This is a genomic window from Brevundimonas sp. Leaf280 (assembly GCF_001422455.1).
In the GTDB taxonomy this organism is placed as follows: domain Bacteria; phylum Pseudomonadota; class Alphaproteobacteria; order Caulobacterales; family Caulobacteraceae; genus Brevundimonas.
In genome coordinates this window covers 120,246-142,425 of record NZ_LMNC01000001.1, presented here as the reverse complement: position 1 = coordinate 142,425, position 22,180 = coordinate 120,246, and the positions used below count along the sequence as shown (strand labels likewise).

The window sequence follows — 22,180 nt, the reverse complement described above, 5'->3', positions numbered from 1 at the left end:
CTTTTTCGGACCTGCGCGCCATGAAGACCCTGCTGATCGCCGCCGTCATCGCGACCGCCCTGCCCGCCACATCGGCCCTGGCGCAGGCTGACGGCCGGTTCGCCGTCGGCGCCCAGGTAGGCACGCCGGGCGCCGGCCTTCAGGCCCAGTTCGCGCTCAGCCCGGTCGTGGTGCTGCGCGGCGGCTATGACGTGCTGAAATGGGATCGGGACCAGACCTATAAGGGCATCGATTACGACGCCAAGATCGACTTCAAGTCGCCGGGCGCCTTTGTGGACCTGCATCCGTTCCGCAACGGCTTTCTGATCTCGGGCGGGGCCTATTTCGGCGATCGCAAGGTCGATCTGGATGCGACGCCCACCGGAAACGTCAATGTCGGCGGCGCGACCTTCACCCCGGCCCAGGTCGGGACATTGACCGGCCGCATCGACCTGGAGAGCACCGCGCCCTTCGTCGGCCTGGGGTATGACAACACCTTTACGCGCGGCGGAAGGCTCGGCTTCCGCATTCTGGCCGGCGCGGCCTTTGGCGATGCGCCGCAAGTGAACCTGGACGCCCGCGGCGGGACCTTGTCGAACGATCCCACCTTCCGCTCTCGTCTGGATCAGGAAGAGCGTGAGATTCAGGCCGAGGCCGATGATTACAAGGTGCTGCCGGTGCTTCAGGCGGGCCTCAACTTCAAGTTCTGAAGCCCGAGGGCGTCGTCCCCAAGCGCTAAGGCTGGGGATAAATTGATTATACAAAACAGGGCGTTAACCTAGAAACAAATCGTAACAGACAGCGCCAGGGCGGGTTTCGCCACTTTTCCGCCACAGGTTAACGCGACAAGGCCAGCGCCGGCGGCGTTGGGAGCCGGTGTCTCCTGAGCGAAACTCATGATCGGCGCCTCCGCTGCTATCGCCATGCTTTGGGCTGCCGTATCGTCTGTGACGAGCGGGCCTGTCCCCTACAATGACGTCGTAGCGGCGGATCAAGTCAGGACTGAAACCCCTGCCGCCATCGTCGGTTCCGATGAAGTCGAGACCGCCCTGAACGCCGAACAGGCCGAGCTGATGGCCTCCGATCCGGACTGGCGCGCGTCGGCGCGCCTCTATCACGCAGGCGGCGGCGGCGCGACGGGCAACGATTCGCTGGGTTGCCGTCCGATCGCCATGCGCACCGTCGCGGTCGATCCCCGTGTGATCCCGCGCCGCACCAAGCTCTTCATCCGCGAAACGGTCGGCATGCGGCTGGCCGACGGTTCGATCCACGACGGCTACTGGTACGCCTCCGACACCGGCGGCGCGATCAAGGGCCAGAAAATCGACCTCTATACCGGCAACGGTCGCGGCTCGATGAACCAGGCGCAGCGCCTGAACATGCGCACCCTGACCATCGTGGACGCCGGCGATTTCGACGGTTGCCCCCCGGCCTGGACCACCGCTTCCAACTGATCCGGCCGATCATGAAAAACGCCGGCTGACCGCGAAGGTCAGCCGGCGTTTTCGTGTTTGAAGCCTTGCGCCAATCAGTCCAGTTCGGACACTTCCAGCGTCGACTGCACCATCGAGCCGTTATAGGTGCCGACCCAGATGTCGTAGCGGCCGCTCTGCGGATTGGTGATCGTCACCTTCGGATCGACGCCGCCCGCGCCGTCGTCGTCGCAATAGAAGCGGCCGTTAGGCGTATTGATCAGCAGGGTTGTGTCCTCGTCTGCGCGGACGCGGAAGGTCAGATCGGCGTCGCCCGGCTCGAAGAATATCTGGATGTCCGGGGCTGAACTGACCGAACCTTCGCAGCCCGACTTGGCGGCCGAGGCGGGCGACGAACCGCCCGCCAGGATCGACTTGGTCCAGGGGTCGGGGGTGAAGCCGCCGCGCAGGTTGGCCGTGCCGTAGTTGGGCTCTAGGTCGATATTGGGCGCCGCGCCCGCCGTCGTGTCCGTGCCGCCCAGTTCGCTGATCTGCAGCGTCGACTGGACCATATTGTCGTTATAGGTGCCCAGCCAGATGTCGTAACGGCCGCTCTCGGGATTGGAGATGGTCACCATCGGGTCCAGGTCGCCGCCGCTGTCGTCGTCGCAGTACCAGCGGCCGCCGGGGCTGTTGACCAGCAGCGTGGTGTCCTCGCTGGCGACCGCCTTGATGGTCAGGTCCAGATCGCCGGCTTCGAAGTTCAGTTGCAGATCGGGCGCAGCGCTAACCTTGCCCTCACAGCCCGATTGGGCGGCCGAGGCGGCGATCGAACCGCCCGCCAGGATGGACTTGGTCCAGGGATCGGGCGTGAAGCCGGTCTCCAGCCGCACCGAACCGTAGTTGGGGTCCAGGGTGAAGTCGGGCTTGGCTCCGCTCTTCTGGGCCAGGCTGACGCCAGGGGCGAGCAGCACGGACGCAGCGGCGATGACGGCGATGGATTTCATGATGCTCCCTCCAGCAGCGGCGCAACGCCGCAGGGGGAGACTATTCCGTTTCGGCGAACCGTGCAGCTTGAAATGCGGTCCTTCAGAAGCGGCGCTTGCCCGTCACCGTCTCGAAGAACAGGCGAAAATCGCCCATCAGGCTCCACAGCGGATATTTGAACGTCGCGGGCCGGTTCTTTTCGAAGAAGAAATGCCCGACCCAGGCGAAGCCGTAGCCCAGCAGCGGCATGGCCAGCAGCCACCAAGCGTTCCGCGTCGCCACGAAGGCGACGAAGGCCGAGATCACCAGAAAGGTGCCGACGACGTGGATGCGCCGACACGTCCGGTTGGAATGCTCATGGATATAATAGGGATAGAAGGCCTCGAACGAGGCGTAACGGCCCTCGGGTGCGGACGGCGTGCTCATGGGCGGAGGGTGCGCCTCCGCCCACGATCAGGCAAGTGGTCGCAGATCAGCCCTTCGGCTTGCCCTTGAAGCCGTCCTTCTTGAAGCCCGGCTTGGCCTTGAAGGGCTTCTTGGCATAGGGCTTGTCGCCCGAGGCGTTCGAGCGCGGGTTGGCGCCGCCATCAGCCTTCGGCGCCCAGGGCTTCTTCTTGAACGGCGGGCGGGCGTCGCCCTCTCCGCCATCGGCGCGCTTGTAGGGGGTCTTCTTGAAGGGGCGGTCGCCATCCTCGCGCGGCTTGCCGGCGAAGCGGCTGGCCTTCATCGAGCCGGGCGTCGGGGCTTCCGACGGCGTGATCTTCACCTCGTCCTTGGAGGCGGCGACGGCTTGGCGGAAAGCCTTCTCGTGGGTTTTGGCGACCTCGAACCGCGTCTCTTCGGGGAAGGTGCGGATGGCGCCGATTTGAGGCTTGGAAATGCCGCCGATGCGGCAGATCAGCGGGATCAGCCATTTGGGGTCGGCGTTCTTGTTGCGGCCCACGTCCAGACGGAACCAGACCACATCATCGGCGCCCAGGCGGTCGCCTGGCCATGGCTGGGCCGCCGTGCCGTCTTCGTTGCGCACGGTGCGTTCGCGCTTGGCAGGACCGCGGTCCGAACCCGGATCGGACAGTTCTTCCGGCGCCGGTTGTTCCTTGCGCAGCAGGCGCACCAGGGCGGCGGCGATCTCGTCGGGCGTGCGCTCGGCGATCATCCGCTTTGCGACGACCATGTCCTCGTCGGAGACGTCGGCCTCGAAGAACTCGGGCGACAGCAGACGGCCTTCATCGGCCTTGCGGATTTCATCGAAGGTCGGGGCGCCGGTCCAGACGGCGTCGACGCCGGCCTCGTCCATCAACCGCTCGGCCTTGCGACGGCGCGAGTGTGGGACCAGCATGACCGAGATGCCCTTCTTGCCCGCCCGGCCCGTCCGGCCCGAACGGTGCAGCAGGCCGGCGCGGTTCATCGGCAGTTCGGCGTGAATGACCAGACCCAGGTCCGGCAGGTCCAGACCACGCGCGGCGACGTCGGTGGCGACGCAGACGCGGGCGCGGCCGTCACGCAGGGACTGCAGCGCGTCGGTGCGCTCGCGCTGACCCATTTCGCCCGACAGGCTGACGGTCGAGAAGCCGCGTTCCAGCAGGGACGATTGCAGGTGACGCACGCTGTCGCGGGTCGAGCAGAAGACCATGGCGCGCGGCGCCTCGAACCAGCGCAGGGTGTTGACGACCGCGTGCTCGATCTCGTTGGGCGCGATGCGGTAGGCGCGGTATTCGATGTCGGCGTGCTGGCGCGTCTTGTCGGTCGCGTCGATGCGGACCGCGTCCTTCTGATAGCGTTTGGCCAGCGTCGCGATCTCGCGCGCGATGGTCGCCGAGAACAGCAGGGTGCGGCGTTCGGCCGGCGCCTGATCCAGGATGTGCTCCAGGTCTTCGCGGAAGCCCATGTCCAGCATCTCGTCGGCCTCATCGAGGACGGCGACCTTCAGCTCGGACAGGTCCAGATTGCCCCGGTCGATGTGGTCCTTCAGCCGGCCGGGCGTGCCGACGACGATGTGGACGCCAAAGCTGAGGGCGCGGGCTTCACGGCGCGCATCCATGCCGCCGACGCAGGTGGCGATCTTGGCGCCGGAGTCGGCGTACAGCCATTGCAGCTCGGCCGCGACCTGCATGGCCAGTTCCCGCGTGGGCGCGATGGCCAGGCAGAGCGGCGCGCCGCCGGGGCCGAAGATCGGCTTGTCGCCCAGCAGGGTCGGCGCAGCGGCCAAACCAAAAGCCACGGTCTTGCCCGAACCCGTCTGGGCCGAGACCAGTAGGTCGCGATCCGCATGCTCCGCCTCCAGCACGGCGGCCTGAACCGGAGTGGGTTCGGCATAGCCCTTGTTGATCAGGGCGCGGTCGAGCGCGGGATGGACGGCGGGAAAGGGCATAGGAAACCTGGGACAACGGACAAGAGCGGTCGCCGAAACGACCGCGCCCGGCCGAGGTCAGACCTCAGGCCGGGCGAATGATGGCGCTCTATACATCAATAAGGGCGCAAGCGGGGCGGAAAACGCCGTTCACCCTGTTCCTTCAGGCGACGTTGACCTGAAAGACGCAGTCTGGCGATCGAACCCACCGCGTCCGGAGCTTCGCCATGCAAGCCCAATCCCTTTCGAGTTTGGCCATCGCCGCCGCCGGAATGACGACCGCGCAGAACCGGTTCGACAACAGCGCGCGTCGCACCGCCGCCGCGCCGCTGGACAATCTCGCCGAGGAAACCGTGGGCCGGATCCAGGCCAAGACCGCCTTCAACGCCAACGCCGCCGTTCTGCGCACCGCGGACGACATGACCGGCACGCTGCTGGACATGCTGGCCTGAAGCTTCAGACCGGCGCCTTCTCAGGCAGGTTAAAGAGGCCCGCGAAGCGGTCGAACACGGCCCGGTCGCCGGTCAGGGTCATCAGGTCGTCAGCCTCAAAGGCGGCGGGCGGGACCTTGCCGTAGACACAGGCGGCGACCAGCGGCGGTTGGGTCGTCAGGACGACATCGGCGGCGTCCGTGGGGCCGCGGCGGGTCATGATCGTCCCCTTCTCGATCTGAACGACGAAAGGCTCGTCGCCGAAGACGAAGCCGACGGTCATCGCCGCGTCCCCGGCCAGGGCCGGATCGAACATGGTCTCGAACGACTGCATGATCGACACCGCGCTGATCGGCAGAGTCGGGTCGTGGCGAGGCGAGCGCGCCGCCCAGCCGCCCAGCACCATGAAGACCGGCTTAATCTCGTATCCCCAGGGCGTCAGCTCATAGACCTGCACCGACGCAGGCGGCGGCAGTTTGCGGCGGGTCACGATGCCCGAGGCCTCCAGCCCCTCCAGACGCTGGGTCAGCACGTTCGCGGAAATGCCGTGCAGATCCTTTCGCAGATCGCCGAACCGGCGCGGACCCATCATCAGTTCGCGGATTACCAGCAGAGCCCAGCGCTCGCCGATCAGGTCCAGTCCGTGCGCTGCGCCGCAGGCGTCGTGATATCGGCGACCGGCCTTATTAGTTATCTTTTCTAACTTCATAGTTGACTGTTGTAAGCATCGGAGTCAGGTTTCGCAAATAACAAGGAGAGGAAACGCCGTGGCCCAGCTGATTTTCATCAACCTGCCGGTCGCCGACCTGCCCCGATCGATCGCCTTCTACGAAGCCGTCGGCGCGACCAAAAACCCGATGTTCAGCGACGACACGGCCGCCTGTATGGTGGTGTCGGACGTGATCCATGTCATGCTGCTGACCCATGACAAATGGCGCACCTTCACCGACCGGGCGATCCCCGACGCCCATGCCTCGGCGCAGATGTCGCTGTGCATTTCTTTCGACAGCCGAGAGGCTGTGGACTCGGTGGTCGAACGCGCGGGTGCAGCGGGCGGCCTTATGGATCCAAACCCGATTCAGGATCATGGCTTCATGTATGGGCGCGGCTATGCCGACCCGGACGGTCATATTTGGGAACCGATGTGGATGGACCCGGCCGCCGTCGCCGCCGGTCCCGAAGCCTTCGCCGCCAACGCCATGGTGTCGTGATGGGTGACGGTCGCGAACTGAGCATCAGCCGTCTGATCAAGGCCTCGCCGGAGACGGTGTGGAAGATCTACACCGAGCGCACCGGCGAGTGGTTCTGCCCTCGCCCGTGGACCACGCCGGTCGTGGATTGGGACCTGCGCGTCGGCGGGCGGGCCAATGTGGAAATGGCCTCGCCCGAGGGCGAGCGGCATCCCTATTCCGGCGTGTTTTTGGAGGTGGTGCATGGCCGCAAACTGGTCTCCACCGGCGCCTTTACAGAGGGCTGGGTTCCGCAGGCCGGCGACATGAACTTCGTGCGGATCGACACCTTCGAGCCCGAGGCCGGCGGAACCCGCTACACCGCCACCGCTCGGCATTGGGACGAAAAAGCCGCCGAAACCCACAAGGCCATGGGCTTCGAACAGGGCTGGGGCGCCGTCGCCGATCAACTGGCGGCGCTGGCTGAAAGAGACGCGACATGAGCGACAAGATCATTCCGTGCCTGTGGTTCGACGGCGACGCCGAGGCTGCGATCGCCTTTTATGTCAGCCTCCTGCCCGACAGCCGCATCACCGCCGTCAACCGCTCGCCGGTCGATACGCCCTCCCGCGCTGAAGGCACGGTCCTGACGGTGCAGTTCGTGCTGGCGGGTCGTCAGTATCTGGCGCTCAATGGTGGACCGAACTTTCGCTTCACCGAAGCCGTCTCCTTCATGGTGATGACCGAGGATCAGGCCGAGACGGACCGGCTGTGGGACGCCCTGCTCGCCGACGGCGGCAGCGAGAACGCCTGCGGCTGGTTGAAGGACCGCTGGGGTCTGTCGTGGCAGATCACGCCTCGTCGCCTGATGGAATTGACCACCGATCGGAACCCCGCGCGCGCCAGGGCCGCCATGCAGGCCATGATGGGTATGATCAAGATCGACATAGCGGCGCTGGACCGCGCCGTCGCCGACGTTTGAATCCAGAAAGAGGAGACGACCGATGACCTATGTGACCGGCTTCCTGACCCCCGTGAAAACCGAGGACAAGGCGCGCTACGTCAAGTCCGCCGAGGCCTCCTGGCCCCTGTTTCAGAAATACGGCGCCCTGTCGCAGGTCGAGACCTGGGGCGAGGACGTGCCGGACGGCAAGCTGACCAGCTTTCCCATGGCGGTGAAGCTGGAAGAGGGCGAGGTCGTCGTCTTCTCCTGGGTCACCTGGCCCGACCGCGCCACCGCCGACGCCTGTTTCGGCAAGATGCAGGACGACCCCGACTTTGCGAACATGGACATGCCCTTCGACGGCAAGCGCATGATGTGGGGCGGTTTCAGCGTCGCCTTCGAAGGCAAGGCCTGAGTCCGGCGGCGGCCCTGTTCGAACGCAAATCGCCCTGACGCATTGTCAGGGATCGAGGAGAATCGACATGGCCGCCCGCCCCACCTGGCAAGGACATCTGAAGCTGTCGCTGGTCACCTGTCCCGTGGCCCTCTACACGGCGACGACCAGCACGAACGACGTGCGGTTTCACCTGATCAATCCCGACACCAACAATCGCATCCGCATGGTGCCGACCGATCCGGACGCCGGGCCGGTCGAGCGCAGCGATCTGGTGCGCGGCTATGAGGTGTCCAAGGACGAATACGTGCTGTTCGACGACGCCGACTTCGACAAGGTGAAGCTGGAAAGCACCAAGACCATCTCGATCGACAAGTTCGTAGATGAGGACGACATCGACCGACTGTATTGGGACGATCCCTTCTTCGTGGTTCCCGAGAAAGGCGCGGGCGTCGAGGCCTTCGCCGTCATCCGCGACGCCATGAAGAAACAGGGCAAGGTGGCGCTGGGTCAGTTGGTCCTGCGCGGCAAGGAGCGTCAGCTGGCGCTGGAAGTCCGGGGCAAGGGGCTGATCGCCTATACCCTGCGAGCCCATGACGAGGTGCGCGATTCCGACGAATACTTCGACGACATTCCGACGGTGAAGGCCGATCCCGACATGGTCGAGATCGCCGCGCGCATCATCGGGCAGAAGGAGGCGGACTTCGACCCGACCGACTTCAAAGACGGCTACGACGACGCCTTGCGCGCGATGATCAAGGCCAAGTCAAAGGGCGGCACGGGCGTGGTCGATGTCGCCGAACCCGACGACACCAATGTCATCGACCTGATGGCCGCATTGCGGAACAGCCTGAAAGGGTCGGCGACGGGGACGAAGAAGCCAGCCGCAAAGAAGGCCCCGGCAAAGAAGGCGACGCCCAGGAAGGCTGCGGCAAAGAAGAAGACAGCGGCCTAGACGCCCATCTTTTTCAGCGCCGATTTCAAACTGACCGCTGAGGCGCGGAAATCGGCCCAGGGATCGGGCTTCTTCAGCAAGACTGCATAGGTCCAAAGGTTGAATGCGGCGGGATCCAGCCCGGCCTTCACCTGCCCCCACGACAGCGGGAAGGCAATCCCGGCGCCCGGCCGTGCGCGCGGCGACCAGGGTGCGACCGCCGTCGCCATTCGCCCGTTGCGCAGATAGTCGATGAAGATTTTTCCGCCCCGCGCCTTCTTGGCCAGGGTCGTGGTGAACCGGTCCGGCGCCTCGGCGCGGATGGCCTCGGCCACCGCCTTGGCGAAGGCCTTGTTCTGATCCCAGGTCACACGCGAGCGGGCGTCGGTCTTGATCGGCGCGACGACGTGCAGCCCCTTGCCCCCGGTCGTCTTGACGAAGGCGGCCAGACCCAGCGCCTCGATCTTCGCTTTCACGACCTTGGACGCGGCGATGACGTCGGCGAAGTCCAGCCCCTCGTCCGGATCCAGGTCGAAGGTGATCTGGTCAGGGATTTCCGGCTGGCCGGGCGCACAGCCCCAGGGGTGCAGTTCCAGCCCGCCTGACTGGGCGATGGCGACCAGGCCGCCCGCATCGACGGCGGCCACATAGGGCGTGCGCGCCTTGACGTCGATCAGCTTCAGCCGCGGGTTCGACCCCGCCATGGCGTGGCGTTGGAAGAAGGTCTCGCCGCCGATTCCCTCGGGCGCCCGGATGATCGAGGTCGGCCGGTCCGCCACATGGGGCAGGATCCGCTCAGCCGCCGCCTCGTAGTAGCGCGCCAGATCGGCCTTGGTGATCGCCGGCCGGTCGCCGACGGCGGGCCACAACACCTTATCGGGGCTGGAGAGGGTCACGCCCGCCACGACCACCTTGCCGGGCTTTCCGGCTGGTCGCACCGTCGTCGTGGTCTTCTTCGCGTCGCCCATGTCCGTGGGCGGTTGCGGCGCCTGGGTGACCTCGGCGGCCGTCTTGTCCTCGCGCAGCCCCTTGAACGCCGCCTGCCGCAGCGAGCCGGATTCAGTGTATCCGCCATGCTCTACCTCGGCGACCAGCACCGGCTTGACCCAGTGGATGTCCTTGGCCGCCTTGGGCGCGCCCGCCCCGGCGAAGGGAGATTTCTCCGCCGCCACGCCCTTCAGCGCCGGAACAAGCGTCTTCGTCACCGCCTCGCCATAGCCGGTCCCCACCCGGCCCAGATAGCGAAGGCCGCCCTTTTCCCTGACCCCGACCAGCAGAGAGCGGAACCGCGTGCCGCCCTCGGACGACCAGCCGCCGATCACCACTTCGTCGCGCCCCCGGCATTTGGACTTCAGCCAGGTCGATGACCGCCCGGCATGATAGGGGGCGTCCAGTTTCTTGGAGATCACGCCTTCCAGATCCATCCGGCAGGCGCTCTCCAGCACCGCCTGGCCGGTCGAGGCGAAATGCTCGACGTAACGCAGCCGCGCCCCGGCCGTTTTGCCGATCCGGTCCACATAGGCCTGCAGCCGCGCCTTGCGATGCGACAGCGGCAGTTTACGCAGATCCTCCGCCCCCTCGAACAATAGATCGAAGGCGAAATACACCAGGCCTTCCGTCTTCTCGTCCGAGATGGCCGCCTGCAACGCCCCGAAGTCCGGCATGTGATCGTCGTCCAGCGCGCACAGCTCGCCGTCCATCACGGCGTCGGGCCAGGTCGCCGCGTCCGCCGCCAGATCCGAAAACTTGTCGCTCCAGTCCAGACCCTTGCGGGTCCTCAGGACCGCCCGCCCCCCGCCCACGCCGATCTGGATGCGATAGCCGTCGAACTTGATCTCGTGCGCCCAGCCCGTCCCGCCCGGTGGATGGTCGGTCACCTTGCACAGCTGGATCGGCACGAAGGCCGGCGGCTTCTTGGCCTTCGCCGCCGCTTTCGAGGGCTTGGGCTTGGCCGGACCTTTACGCCCCGTCGGCTTGGACGCCGTCCACTCCTTCGTCCCATCCGCGATCTCGGCCAGCGACCGGCCCGTCGTCACCGAGGCGTCGATTTCGGCGAGCGCATCGCCCTCCCCCGCCACGGCGAAGTCGTCCTTCTCCTTCAGCAGCAGCCAGTTGTTGCGTTTGGAGGGTTTGCCCCGATCGCTCTTCAGCCGGATCAGCGCCCATTTGCCCTTCAGCCGTTCGCCGTGAAGGATCATCTTGATCTGACCCTTGGCCCAGGCCGCCTCCAGGTCCGGCTCCTGCGGCTCCCAAGTGCCGACATCCCACATCTGCACCGTGCCGGCGCCGTAGTTGCCGTCGGGGATCGTGCCCTCAAACGACCCGTAATCCAGTGGGTGATCCTCGACCTCGACCGCCAGCCGCTTGACCGCCGTGTCGCGCGACGGCGCCTTGGTCACGGCCCAGGACTTCAGCACCCCGTCCGCCTCGATACGGAAATCATAGTGCAGACGCGTCGCCGCGTGGCGCTGGATCAGATAGCGGAAGCCGCCCTTCGCGCGCTTGCCCTTCGCGCCCTTCGGCTCGGGCGTTTCGCCGAACCGGCGCTTGGCCTGATAGGTCTTCAGTTCACCGCGCATAGGGGCGTAATCCGCCCCGCGCCAAAGCGTTGCCTCAGCGACAGAAGCGCGTGTCGGTCGCCTCCAGGTGCAGGTGGTCGTAGTGGACGGCGTTGTAATCGGGGCTGAGCGTCGTGCCGAAGATGCGGCAGGCGTCGTCGCGGATACGCTTGAGGAAGCGCGCTTCGGGCGTGTCGCCGTTCCAGTCCTTCGTCACCGTGATCCGCCGCCCGTCCCTCAGCCGCACCCCGGCGAAGTCCAGCGCCGCCGCCTGGGAATGGGCGCTGATGCGGTTCGAGCCCACGCCGTTGTTCACATTGCGACAGGCGTAGGCCCCCATGTGATCGATCTGCACGACGTCTGAGCCCAGGATCTCGCGCGCCGCCGGCTCCAGCGACTGACGACGCCAGATGCTCAGCGCCAGCGCGGTCTGGCAGGTCATCTCCACATCGCCCGGCGCCATGCGCGCTACGGTGCCCAAGTCGGCGCCCAACACGCCGCCCTTGCTCAGTCCGCAGGTCGCCGTGTTCTGGCGATACGGCACAGGGCTGAACCGCACGCGCGCGGCGTTCAACTCAGCCAGACAACGGCCCAGATCGCCGCCTTCGCGCACGACCAGGGCTTGGGTCCCGCCGTCGATCATCCGGTCCACCAGCCCCCCGACCAGCGGCGCCTCGGTGCGCGACGGATAGGGCGATGGGGGCCGCAACGGCTCGGGCGGCCGCCGTACGCAGCCGCTGAGGATCAGCAGGACGCCGAGGCCGATGAGAACGGGAGAGATACGCGACACGGAAGGCATGGTCGCGACGCTTAGCTGATTCCCTACGCCGCCGTGGTCACGAGGCGGAGAGCCGTCTATCGGCGCTCTTCGGACGCGCCTTTGGCCCGGCACCGATCCGAACAGAACCGCACCTGATCCCAATCCCGCGCCCATTTCTTGCGCCAGGCGAACGGCAGGCCGCAGGCGGCGCAGAACTTTTGCGGCAGGTCGGACTTGGCCGGCGCCGTGCCGAGATTGACGTGCTTTCGGGCCATGTCGCCTGCCAAGAAAAAAGGGCGGCCCGTCAGAGCCGCCCTTGATCGTATCAGCTGTCCAGGAAGGACCGCAGTTTGCGCGACCGCGACGGATGCTTCAGCTTGCGCAGGGCCTTGGCCTCGATCTGACGGATGCGTTCGCGGGTCACCGAGAACTGCTGTCCGACTTCTTCCAGCGTGTGGTCGGTGTTCATGCCGATGCCGAAGCGCATCCGGAGCACCCGCTCTTCACGCGGCGTCAGCGACGCCAGAACGCGGGTGGTGGTCTCGCGCAAGTTCGACTGGATGGCGGCGTCGATCGGCAGGACGGCGTTCTTGTCCTCGATGAAGTCGCCCAGGTGGCTGTCTTCCTCGTCCCCGATCGGGGTTTCCAGCGAGATCGGCTCCTTGGCGATCTTCAGGACCTTGCGCACCTTCTCCAGCGGCATGGCCAGCTTTTCGGCCAGCTCTTCCGGGGTCGGCTCGCGGCCGATCTCATGCAGCATCTGGCGGCTGGTGCGGACGATCTTGTTGATCGTCTCGATCATATGCACCGGGATGCGGATGGTGCGCGCCTGGTCGGCGATCGAGCGGGTGATCGCCTGACGGATCCACCAGGTGGCGTAGGTCGAGAACTTGTAGCCGCGGCGGTACTCGAACTTGTCGACCGCCTTCATCAGGCCGATGTTGCCCTCCTGGATCAGGTCCAGGAACTGCAGGCCGCGGTTGGTGTATTTCTTGGCGATTGAGATCACGAGGCGCAGGTTGGCCTCGACCATTTCCTTCTTGGCTTGCCGCGCTTCGCGTTCGCCCTTCTGCACCGTCTGGACGATGCGGCGATAGTCGTCGATCGGCAGACCGGCTTCCAGCGCCACGGCGGCGACGTCGGAGCGGATGGTCGCGATCTGGCTGGCTTCGTTCTCGCTGAACTTGGTCCAGCGCACGCCCTGATCCTTGATCCGGTCGGTCCAGGTGGGATCGAGTTCCGAGCCGAAATAGGCCTTGAGGAACTCGGGGCGCGAAATGCCGTAGCTGTCGGCCAGACGCAGCAGGCGACCTTCCAGACCGATCAGGCGCTTGTTGATCGCATAGAGCTGCTCGACCAGCGCCTCGATGCGGTTGTTGTTCAGCTTCATCGTCTTCAGACGGTCCGAGATGGACGTCGTCAGCGCCTGATAGGCCTTTTCATCCTTGGCGCTCAGCACCTCGCCCTTCAGGCGGGTCTGAACCAGCTTGTCCTGCAGGGCGCGGAAGGCGCCGAAGTCTGCAGCGATGGCGTTCAGGACGTCCATAACCCCGTCGCGCAGCTCGGCTTCCAGCGCCGAGATCGACATGCCGCCGCCATCGTCGAAGTCATCGTCATCGTCGTCGTCGGATTCAGGCTTGTCCTCGGCGGCCGGCTTTTCCTCGGCCTCTTCTTCCTCTTCGCCTTCGGGCTGGGCGGCGCCCGGCAGGGACGAGGGGTTCAGCACGCCATAGGTGGCGTCCAGGTCGATGACCTCACGCAGCAGGATGCGGTTGTTTTCCAGCTCGTCGCGCCAGACCATGATGGCCTCGAAGGTCAAGGCGCTTTCGCACAGACCCGAGATCATGGCGTCGCGGCCGGCCTCGATCCGCTTGGCGATGGCGATTTCGCCCTCGCGGCTCAGCAGTTCGACCGAACCCATCTCGCGCAGGTACATGCGCACGGGGTCGTCGGTGCGGTCATAGGCCGACTTGGCAGGCGTTTCGGCCACGGCGGTGCCGGCCGCAGCGGCGACGTCGGTGGACTGCTGCTCCTGCGCGTCCTCCTCGGCCTCCACGACGTTGACGCCCATTTCGGACAGCATCGCCAAGGTGTCTTCAATAGCGTCGGGCGTGACTTCTTCGGACGGGAGGACCTTGTTCAGCTCCTCCATCGTCACATAGCCGCGCGCCTTGGCTTGCTTGATGAACTTCTTGACGCCGGCGTCCGTCAGATCGAGCAGGGGCCCATCGGTCGAAACCTCGGTGTCCTGCGTCTCGGTCTGTGCGTTCATAGTCAGTCTGTCTCCAGCCGAGAGGGTGATCAGTCCGCCTCGGCGAAAAATACAATGCTTGGCGTGCCGTAAGGTTACGTGCCCGCGCTGTCTTCCCAAATCGTCCCGGCTTTGATCGCACGGCGAAGCGCATCCCGCTCGGCCTTCAGCCGGCGGAACGCCTCATCCTGCCCAGGCACATCACGTGCATGGGCCAAGGCGTCCTCCAACGCGGCGACCCGCGTCGAAGCGTCGAACGCCTGCGACCATCGGACCCTTGCCTCGGCGAGGGGCGCATTTGCGGCCAGGAATGGCGCGCCGGACTTTGCCGCCGCCTTCTCGACCTCGCGCACTAAGGCATCATGACCCGATTGCGCCAGATGGCGTCGCAGGGCGGCGGAGTCAAGGCTATGTCCCGACAGACGCAGGCGAACCAGCTCCTGCGCCAGTCCATCCAGCCCCTTGTCGCCGAATCCGTGGGCGGCGATCTCTTCCAGATGGTCGTCCATCCGTTCGGGGTCGTCGATGGCGCCGTGGGCCAGGGCGGCCGGCACCGGCTCGATGGCGCGAAACAGCGACTGCATCGCCTGGGCGCCCTCGGCCGTCTGACCCAGTTTGGGCGGCGGGCCGAAACCGCGTTTGCCCTGCCCCGGCGTCCAAGGCGCGCGTTGAGGGCTGCGGGGAAACAGGGCGTCGAAACGGTCGAACAGGTCGCGGCGGTATTGCTCCGCCAAATCCTTGTCCTGGATGGCCGAGGCGGTGTTCCTCAGCCGCGCCTTGAAGCCGGCCTTGCGCTCCGGCGTGTCCAGCGGCTCCAGATCCTGTTCGCGGCGGAACAGCACCTCGGCGAACCCATGAGTTTCGGCCAGGGCCTGACGCAGCGCGGGCGCGCCCTTGTCGCGCAGAATGTCGTCGGGATCCTGCCCGGCCCCCAGCAGGGCAAATCGGAAGGAGCGCCCCGGCTTCAGCAGCGGCAGCGAACGTTCGATGGCGCGATAGGCGGCGCGCAGTCCGGCCGCATCACCATCGAAGCACAGGATCGGCTCGTGCGACACGCGCCACAGCCGTTCCATCTGCTCCTCGGTCAGAGCCGTGCCCATCGGCGCCACGGCCGGCAGGCCCGCGCGCTGGCAGGCGATGACGTCCATATAGCCCTCGACCACGATGATGGCCTGGTCATTCTTGGATTCCGCGCCCAGTATCCGCCGCGCCTCAGGCAGGCCATACAGGGTCGCGCCCTTGTGAAACAGCGGGCTTTCCGGGCCATTCAGATATTTGGCGCGGTCGTCGGGGTTCATGGCCCGGCCGCCGAAGCTGACGATCCGGCCGCGCGCATCCAGGATCGGGAACATCAGCCGGTCGCGGAACCGGTCATAGGGCTGGCCGCCGCTTTCGGGCGAGATCAGCAGCCCGGCCTCGACCAGTTCGGCGGGTTTGGCGCCGCGCTGAACCAGCGCCTGCTTCAGCCCCTCGCGGTCGTTAGGCGCATAGCCCAGACCGAACCGCTCCCACTGATCCTCGGGCAGGCCGCGCTTGTCCAGATATTCGCGCGCCGCCTTGCCCGGCGTGCGGCGCAGGTTTGCGGCGAACCATTTCTGGGCCAGGTCCATCCAGTCCGACAGACCCGCCCGCTTCTGCTCGCGCTCGGCCTCCTTGGGGTCTTCGGCGGGAAGCTGCATCCCCGCCTCGCCGGCCAGGCGCTGCACCGCCTCGACGAAACTCAGCCGCTCGGTTTCCTGCAGGAAGGAGATGATGTCGCCATGCTTGCCGGACGAGAAGTCGTGGAAGAAGCCCTTGTCGTCATTGACGAAGAAGGACGGCGACTTCTCCTTCGAGAATGGCGACAGGCCGACATATTCGCGGCCCTGACGTTTCAGCTTCACCGTCCGCCCGATCACGTCGGACGGCCGAAGGCGGGCCTTCAGTTCATCGATGAATCTCTCGTCGAAACGCACCCGCGATCCTTAAGCCCTGCGGCCCCCACAAGCGAATCGAATGAGCGCAAAACCCTCATTGACTTGACAAGTTTATATTTTAAAGTAGTCATATCGCAGGAGAGCCAAGAATGACCGATTCTTCTTCATCAAGGGACGAAGCCGACCTAGCCTACCTCAAACGATTGGCGGTAGCGGGACGCGGGCAGCCCGCCCCTTTCCTGCTCTTGATCGCCGTGTTCGGGGGCGCCTATGGCTTTGCACTGTTGGCCATCCTGATGGCCTTCGTGATCGAAGGATTCCCGCAACCCGGAACACCCGTGACAGGACCGATCTCTAATCTCGTGGGAACGTGGGGAATTATAGGATCGCACCTGATCTTTTTCGCCACCGTCGCGTGGACGATCTGGAGAACCTTGGGTCCAAACCGAGTCCGCCTTAGCCGATCCGCTACAGCGACATGGTCCGGCAGCTTCATCGCGCTGGTCGCCACCTTTGTCGTTTTCCACCTGGTTACGCGAAACGAAGCCGCGCCGGATGCGACGAAGATTGCCCAGGTCATCTGGCCGGTCGTGTTGATCCTATGGGGCGCAGCATGGTGGACCACCGCCATCGCCAGCGACCGGAGGTGGCTCATCGCCGTTGCGATCGGAAGTTTTGGCGCAGCCGCTGCCTTGGCGTGGGTCGGCACAGCGTCTTTGGCCGCCTTGGTTGTCATGTGCGCCAGTCTGATACTTCTGGCCTTCGCTCCTGCGATGATCCTGATGCGCGAGACGCGCAGGTGACGGCCGAGCCCAGCGTCGATCCCGCCTTTTCCCATCGATTAAGAACAGGGGTGATGGCCTATCTCTCGACCGCCGAAGCCGCCGACTTCACCGAGCTCGCCCTCGCCTTGGCCGCCCCGAACAACAGCCTGTCCAGTCACCTGACCCGACTGGAAACCGCCGGCTATATTGAACTGCGACGGGGTTTTCTGGGCCGCAAGCCTCGCACCCGCGTCGTCCTGACCGTCACTGGACGGGCGGCATGGGAAAGATATCTGGGCGCGTTGGGCTAAAGGACGATCAGGCGGCTCGTCCGGCCATCCCCCGATATCCGAACGAACCGCCGCATCGCAGAAGGCGCAAACCGCAGCGTCCCCCAACGCCTTGGCTAACGAAGTCCTAACGCCTCGCGGACCGGCATCTGAGGTCAGGACCAGCGTTCTGTCGAGAGGCGTGCGGGCTTGCCCTATCGAATAGAGGCGAGACTGTGTCCTTTTCGTCGCGCGTCGTTCGCCTTAAGGGCGACCAAAGGGTACGACCTTGTTGGCGGCGTCATGCCCGATATCGGCGCTTCCTAGAAAGGGTATGCCCGAACGCAGACACCAGTACCGAACGATTTCCTCCGGAGTCTGACCGAAATCGGGATCGTTTGGCGTGACGTCCGAGACCCGCCCCAGGCGAATTCCGGCCACGCGACGGATGCTGGCCTGGCTGGTCAAGTGAAACATCATCCGGTCGATCCGGTAGGCGGCCTCGGAAACCTCCTCCAGCATCAGGACGTGCCCGGACAGATCCGGCTCCAGCGGCGTGCCGGTCAGTTCGTTCAGGATGGTCAGGTTGAAGGCGACGGCCGGGCGCGGATCGGTCGCCAGCGACGGCTCGATCCAGTCGGTCCGCCCGGTGGTCAGCCAGGACAGGGCGCCCTTCGCCGTCTCGTCGTCGCGCACCGAGTCCGAGGCCATCGGCCCGTGCGCCAGATGCTGGAAACCCGCCTTGTACATCCCGGCCAGCAGGCTGCCGGCGTCGGAATACCCCATGTAGCGCTTCTTGCCGGCGACGGCGTCCAGGCGCGGGATCACCGCATCGGCGATGCGACAGGAGCCGTATCCGCCGCGCGCGAACCAGATGGCGTCGATGCGGGGGTCGTTGGCGAACTCCACGAAGGCGTCGGCGCGCGCCCGGTCGTCGCCGGCGAAATGGCCGTGTTTCAGGAAGCAGGCGGCGTGGAACACCACCGCCACGTCGCGGTCGGGATGGTTGTGCGCCATCCAGGCCTCGACCGCCTCGGCGCGCTCTTTCGAGAAGCGCGAACTGGCGCAGACGACGCCGATCTTGAAGCTGTTGGTGTTCACGTCCGTCTTCTTCGTCGTTTTTGCGATCCCCTACTGGCGGACCGGCCCGATCCCCTGTTCTAAGGGGGCATGAACCAAGACGCCTCCTATTTCTTCTGCGGCATCGGCGGGTCGGGCATGCTGCCTCTGGCCATGATCGTCCAGGCGCGCGGCGCCGTGATCGAAGGCTCGGACCGGGCGCTGGACCAAGGCCGCACGCCCGAGAAGTTCGACTGGCTGCGCGCCCACGGCGTGATCCTGCACCCGCAGGACGGATCGGGCGTGACCCGCCCGGGTCAGACCGTCATCGCCACCGGCGCCATCGAGGAGACGGTGCCCGACATCGGGGCGGCCAGGCGAGCGGGCGCAACCATCAAGACCCGGCCCGAGTTGCTCAGCGAACTCTTTAACGCCGCCCCGACCTCGGTCGGGGTTGCGGGCACCAGCGGCAAGTCCACTATCACCGGCATGATCGCCTGGATCCTGCATCAGACGGGCCGCGAGCCGACCGTCATGAACGGGGCGGTGATGAAGAACTTCGCCGACGCCGACCATCCGTTCGCCAGCGCCCTGATCGGCGGGCCAGACCTGTTCGTGTCGGAGGTGGACGAAAGCGACGGCTCGATCGCCCGCTACGATCCGACGGTGGCGGTGGTGTCCAACATCTCGCTGGACCACAAGTCGATGGAGGAGTTGCGCGACCTGTTCGGGGGCTTCACCGCGCGGGCGACGACGGCCGTGCTGAACCTGGACAATCCCGAGACGGCCGCCCTGGCCCAGACCTTGCCGGCGGGCAAGGCGATCACCTTCGGCCTGGGCGAAGAGAAGGCCGACCTGTCCGCCCATGATCTTCAGCCGCTGCCGACGGGCATGAGGTTCCGGCTGATCGAGGGCTGGAGCGAACACGACGTGGTCCTGAACGTGCCCGGCGCCCACAATGTCGCCAACGCCCTGGCCGCGCTGGGCGCGACCCGGGCGCTGGGCGTGCCGACGGCCGAGGCGGTCAAGGCGCTGGAGACCTTTGCCGGCATCCGTCGCCGGATGGAGGTGGTCGGGACGGCCGGCGACATCACCGTCATCGACGACTTCGCCCATAACCCGGACAAGATCGCGGCCACGCTGAAGACTCTGCACGCCTTCGACGGCCGGCTGCTGATCCTGTTTCAGCCGCATGGGTTCGGGCCGCTGAAGCTGATGAAGTCGGAGTTTATCGACGGTTTCGCCGGCCTGATGCGCGAGGACGACGTGCTGCTGATGCCCGAGCCGGTCTATTACGGCGGCACCACGGACCGCAGCGTGGGATCGGAAGACATCGCCTCCGGCGTCCGCGCTGCCGGCCGTCAGGCCGAGGCGCTGGCGACGCGCGCCGACTGCGGCGACCGGATCGTCGAGATCGCCAAGCCGGGCGACCGGATCATCGTCATGGGCGCGCGCGACGACACCCTGTCGACCTTCGCGGCGGAACTGTTGGGGCGACTGAGCCAGTAGCACCGATCAAAGACTGGGTTCAGTACACGTCGCGGCGGTAGCGGCCGTCTTCCAGCAGGGTCAGCACAACGTCCGCGCCCAGGGCGCTTTCCAGCGCGGCATGCACGCCTTGCGACATGCCTTCCAGACTGCCGCAGACATAGATCGCCGCGCCGCGCGCGACCCAGGTACGCAGTTCGTCGGCTGAAGCCGCGACCAGGTCCTGCACATATCGGCCGTCGCCCGCATCGCGCGAGAAGCTCCGGTCCAGCCGCCGCAGCACGCCCGACGCAAGCCAGGCCCGCAACTCCGCATCGAAGAAAGCGTCATGCGCCTGGGTGCGTTCCCCGAACAGCAGCCAGGCTCCTCCCGCGTCGGTGCGCGACTTCAAATGCGCGCGCAAACCGGCGATGCCTGTTCCGTTGCCGATCAGGATCATCGGCGTTTCGTCCGCCGGGCCGTGGAAGCTGCGGTTGGTGCGCAGGCGCATCCCGATCTGATCGCCGAGCGCCAGAGCCTGCGTCAGCCAGCCTGACGCTAGGCCCGGGGTGCCGTCGGGATGGCGCATCAGGCGGATCAGGAACTCGACCCGGCCGTCAGACGGCAGGGAGGCGATGGAATATTCGCGCGAACCCGGCGTGACGCCATCACGCTCAGGCAGGCCGACCTCGGCGATGTCGCCCGCAGACCAGTAGGGCGTCGCGCCCACGGGTTCGAACGCCAGATGATAGGCCTCGCCGCCGGGACTGCCCGGATTGACCAGGGTGCGTTCGACCAGCCGCCAGGGGTCGTAGGCGGGCGGGGTCCAGTCGGGGGCCGTCACGCTGCCGGTGATCTGGTTCAGTTGGTGCTGCCAGTGGCGGATGGCGCCGGCCTCGCCGTTGTCGACCTCGACCATGTCGAAGAGGGGTTCGGCGCCCGCGCGTCTTACCCAGCCGTCCACCGCATGGCCGAAGCCGCAGAACTGATCATAGCTGCGATCGCCCAGCGCCAGCAGGCCGAAGCGCAACCCCGATAGATCCGTCGCCTCGCCCATGACCTTGCGCACGAACCCAGCCGCGCTGTCGGGCGGATCGCCCTCGCCCGTCGTGGACACGATCAGCAGCGCGCGGTCCGTCGACTTCAGCGTCTGCACATCCAGATCGCCGAAGGACAGCACCCGCGCGCCCACGCCGCCATCGCCCAGAGACCGCGCCGTCATCCACGCAAGCTCCTCGGCGAAGCCCGTCTGGCTGGCGAAGGCGATCAGCACCGGCCGTCCCTCGCCTGCGCCCGCCAGAGCATCAGACCGCGCGCGGGCCGCCGCCTTGGCTTTGCGTTCGCGCCAGACAATGATGGCGATCAGGGCCAGCCAAAGCGCCAAGGCCCCGACCGCCCACAGCCAGCGCTGCGGATCGGCTGTCACCCCGGACGATCTCCGTCGTCGTCGAGCAGGGCGGCGAAGGCCGGCGACATCCGCTCGACCGGACCGCGCTCGGTGCGTTCGACGAAATGGGCCATCAGGCCGACGGCCTCGGCGTAGTCCGGTCCGTCGAACGGTCCCATGACGGTCAGGGCCGTGGCGTAGGCGTCGGCCATCATGGCCGAGGCGTGCAGGACGGTGACCGAACTCAGATTGTTGCTGACCGGCCGACCGGTCGATCCGTCGATGGTGTGGGGATAAAGGCGCCCCTCATGGCGGAACGCGCGGCGATAGTCGCCGCTGGTCGCCACGGCGAGATCGAACAGGGCCGCCACAGTGTGGGGCGCGGGCGAACCCTCGACCCGCTCGATCTCGACCCACCACGGCTGGGCGTCCGGCTTGACGCCGCGCCCCTTCAGCTCGCCGCCGATCTCGATCAGGTGCGAGGTGGCGCCCATGGCCATCAGGCGGTCGGACACGCGGTCCACCGCATGACCCTTGGCGATACCGGAGAAGTCCAGCCTCATCCCGCCCATCTGCATCACCGCGCGCGCATCGCCGTTCAGCCGCAGCTTCTGCCATCCCGACACGGCCGCAGCCGCAGCGATCTCATCTTCGGCCGGGACGGGCAACAAGGCCGAACGTGGTCCGGGCGGGCCGAAGCCCCACAGATCGACCAAGGCGCCCAGGGTCGGATCGACCGCGCCGTTGGTCTCGTCACCCAGGGTCATCGCCGCATCCAGCAGATCCCAGAACGGCTGGGACACCGCCCAGACGCCGGCGGGCGCGGTATTGAAGCGGCTGATTTCGCTGGACGGCTCCCACGGGCTGAACAGACTGACGACGGTCGCCAGTTCCTCTTCGATCGCCGCTCGGATCTCGGCTTCGCCCACGCCTGGCGGGGCGATAACGCGCGCGCTCCAGGTCGTGCCCATGGTCTGGCCGCCCAGCGAACGGATCAGATCGCTGGGCGGACGAGGCGGCGCGCCTTCGATCGCCGGCACGAGGACGCGGTTGTCAGCGCGGTCGCCCAGAGGACCAGCGTCGCCGATGTTGACCGTGGGCGGGGCGGCGCGTGAACCGCGCGAGGGGGGAATGTCGGACATGGCCCTTC

The 22,180-nt window shown here is 66.3% G+C and carries 23 protein-coding genes; 11 read left to right on the top strand and 12 right to left on the bottom strand.

The window, feature by feature from the left end; translation table 11 throughout:
* Positions 1–20 precede the first annotated feature (20 nt).
* Together ASF31_RS00720 and ASF31_RS00715 are read left to right on the top strand one after the other, a co-directional pair.
* Positions 21–689: a hypothetical protein gene (locus tag ASF31_RS00720; protein ID WP_055752861.1), complete on the top strand. Its 669-nt coding sequence runs from the start codon at positions 21–23 to the stop codon at positions 687–689.
* 237 nt (positions 690–926) lie between these two features.
* Positions 927–1,433: a 3D domain-containing protein gene (locus ASF31_RS00715; RefSeq protein ID WP_235551205.1), complete on the top strand. Its 507-nt coding sequence runs from the start codon at positions 927–929 to the stop codon at positions 1,431–1,433.
* Between the two features lie 74 nt (positions 1,434–1,507).
* On the opposite strand, the gene ASF31_RS00710 is transcribed toward ASF31_RS00715, so the two are convergent.
* From ASF31_RS00710 to ASF31_RS00700, 3 genes are all read right to left on the bottom strand, one after another.
* Positions 1,508–2,398 (bottom strand): hypothetical protein, encoded by an 891-nt coding sequence (locus tag ASF31_RS00710; protein WP_055752859.1) that lies wholly within the window; start codon positions 2,396–2,398, stop codon positions 1,508–1,510.
* An 82-nt stretch (positions 2,399–2,480) separates the two neighbouring features.
* Positions 2,481–2,804 carry an Mpo1-like protein gene (locus tag ASF31_RS00705; protein WP_026108600.1) on the bottom strand — a complete coding sequence of 108 codons (324 nt, stop codon included), beginning with the start codon at positions 2,802–2,804 and terminating at the stop codon, positions 2,481–2,483.
* Positions 2,805–2,850: 46 nt separating this feature from the next.
* On the bottom strand, positions 2,851–4,749 hold the full coding sequence (locus ASF31_RS00700; RefSeq protein ID WP_055752858.1) for a DEAD/DEAH box helicase: 1,899 nt from the start codon (positions 4,747–4,749) through the stop codon (positions 2,851–2,853).
* Positions 4,750–4,955: 206 nt separating this feature from the next.
* Here ASF31_RS00700 and ASF31_RS00695 point away from each other — a divergent pair, with 206 nt between their 5' ends.
* Complete coding sequence (locus tag ASF31_RS00695; protein WP_055752857.1) at positions 4,956–5,180, top strand: flagellar basal body rod C-terminal domain-containing protein; 225 nt, start codon at positions 4,956–4,958, stop codon at positions 5,178–5,180.
* 4 nt (positions 5,181–5,184) lie between these two features.
* Here the strand turns inward: ASF31_RS00695 and ASF31_RS00690 are convergent, their stop codons facing one another.
* The gene (locus tag ASF31_RS00690; RefSeq protein WP_055752856.1) at positions 5,185–5,868 is read right to left on the bottom strand and encodes a helix-turn-helix domain-containing protein; all 684 of its coding nucleotides are present in this window, start codon (positions 5,866–5,868) and stop codon (positions 5,185–5,187) included.
* Positions 5,869–5,926: 58 nt separating this feature from the next.
* Between ASF31_RS00690 and ASF31_RS00685 the strand changes: the two genes are divergently transcribed.
* The 5 genes from ASF31_RS00685 (at position 5,927) to ASF31_RS00665 (ending at position 8,620) form a co-directional block, all read left to right on the top strand.
* On the top strand, positions 5,927–6,370 hold the full coding sequence (locus ASF31_RS00685; protein WP_055752855.1) for a VOC family protein: 444 nt from the start codon (positions 5,927–5,929) through the stop codon (positions 6,368–6,370).
* Entirely contained in the window at positions 6,370–6,831 is a 462-nt protein-coding gene (locus ASF31_RS00680; protein WP_055752854.1) for an SRPBCC family protein, read from the top strand. The genes ASF31_RS00685 and ASF31_RS00680 overlap by 1 nt, the downstream gene beginning before the upstream one ends.
* A complete protein-coding gene (locus tag ASF31_RS00675) occupies positions 6,828–7,310 on the top strand; it encodes a VOC family protein (RefSeq protein ID WP_055752853.1) in 483 nt (160 codons plus the stop codon). The genes ASF31_RS00680 and ASF31_RS00675 overlap by 4 nt, the downstream gene beginning before the upstream one ends.
* 22 nt (positions 7,311–7,332) lie before the next feature.
* A complete protein-coding gene (locus ASF31_RS00670) occupies positions 7,333–7,686 on the top strand; it encodes a DUF1428 domain-containing protein (protein ID WP_055752852.1) in 354 nt (117 codons plus the stop codon).
* A gap of 67 nt (positions 7,687–7,753) precedes the next feature.
* Positions 7,754–8,620: a Ku protein gene (locus ASF31_RS00665; RefSeq protein ID WP_055752851.1), complete on the top strand. Its 867-nt coding sequence runs from the start codon at positions 7,754–7,756 to the stop codon at positions 8,618–8,620.
* Here ASF31_RS00665 and ligD read toward each other — a convergent pair.
* From ligD to dnaG, 5 genes are all read right to left on the bottom strand, one after another.
* Complete coding sequence (gene ligD / locus ASF31_RS00660; RefSeq protein ID WP_055752850.1) at positions 8,617–11,178, bottom strand: DNA ligase D; 2,562 nt, start codon at positions 11,176–11,178, stop codon at positions 8,617–8,619. The genes ASF31_RS00665 and ligD overlap by 4 nt on opposite strands.
* Positions 11,179–11,212: 34 nt before the next feature.
* Complete coding sequence (locus tag ASF31_RS00655; RefSeq protein WP_055752849.1) at positions 11,213–11,956, bottom strand: extensin family protein; 744 nt, start codon at positions 11,954–11,956, stop codon at positions 11,213–11,215.
* Positions 11,957–12,012: 56 nt separating this feature from the next.
* Positions 12,013–12,192, bottom strand: coding sequence for a DUF2256 domain-containing protein (locus tag ASF31_RS00650; protein ID WP_055752848.1), 180 nt, complete (start codon positions 12,190–12,192; stop codon positions 12,013–12,015).
* Positions 12,193–12,242: 50 nt separating this feature from the next.
* The gene (gene rpoD, locus ASF31_RS00645) at positions 12,243–14,189 is read right to left on the bottom strand and encodes an RNA polymerase sigma factor RpoD (protein ID WP_055752847.1); all 1,947 of its coding nucleotides are present in this window, start codon (positions 14,187–14,189) and stop codon (positions 12,243–12,245) included.
* A 74-nt stretch (positions 14,190–14,263) separates the two neighbouring features.
* Positions 14,264–16,123, bottom strand: coding sequence for a DNA primase (gene dnaG, locus ASF31_RS00640; RefSeq protein ID WP_055752846.1), 1,860 nt, complete (start codon positions 16,121–16,123; stop codon positions 14,264–14,266).
* A 110-nt stretch (positions 16,124–16,233) separates the two neighbouring features.
* Here dnaG and ASF31_RS14675 point away from each other — a divergent pair, with 110 nt between their 5' ends.
* A complete protein-coding gene (locus ASF31_RS14675) occupies positions 16,234–16,887 on the top strand; it encodes a hypothetical protein (RefSeq protein ID WP_055752845.1) in 654 nt (217 codons plus the stop codon).
* Positions 16,782–17,159 carry a winged helix-turn-helix domain-containing protein gene (locus ASF31_RS14670; RefSeq protein ID WP_369814625.1) on the top strand — a complete coding sequence of 126 codons (378 nt, stop codon included), beginning with the start codon at positions 16,782–16,784 and terminating at the stop codon, positions 17,157–17,159. Before ASF31_RS14675 ends, ASF31_RS14670 begins: the two co-directional genes overlap by 106 nt.
* A 222-nt stretch (positions 17,160–17,381) precedes the next feature.
* Here ASF31_RS14670 and ASF31_RS00625 read toward each other — a convergent pair whose 3' ends face one another.
* Positions 17,382–18,218 carry an LD-carboxypeptidase gene (locus ASF31_RS00625; protein WP_055752843.1) on the bottom strand — a complete coding sequence of 279 codons (837 nt, stop codon included), beginning with the start codon at positions 18,216–18,218 and terminating at the stop codon, positions 17,382–17,384.
* Between the two features lie 69 nt (positions 18,219–18,287).
* Here ASF31_RS00625 and murC point away from each other — a divergent pair, with 69 nt between their 5' ends.
* The gene (gene murC, locus ASF31_RS00620) at positions 18,288–19,685 is read left to right on the top strand and encodes a UDP-N-acetylmuramate--L-alanine ligase (protein ID WP_055752842.1); all 1,398 of its coding nucleotides are present in this window, start codon (positions 18,288–18,290) and stop codon (positions 19,683–19,685) included.
* A 19-nt stretch (positions 19,686–19,704) separates the two neighbouring features.
* Here murC and ASF31_RS00615 read toward each other — a convergent pair whose 3' ends face one another.
* The gene (locus ASF31_RS00615; protein WP_055752841.1) at positions 19,705–21,069 is read right to left on the bottom strand and encodes a sulfite reductase subunit alpha; all 1,365 of its coding nucleotides are present in this window, start codon (positions 21,067–21,069) and stop codon (positions 19,705–19,707) included.
* Positions 21,066–22,172, bottom strand: a complete 1,107-nt coding sequence (locus ASF31_RS00610; RefSeq protein ID WP_082464939.1) for an FAD:protein FMN transferase — start codon at positions 22,170–22,172, stop codon at positions 21,066–21,068. The genes ASF31_RS00615 and ASF31_RS00610 overlap by 4 nt, the downstream gene beginning before the upstream one ends.
* Positions 22,173–22,180: the final 8 nt, after the last annotated feature.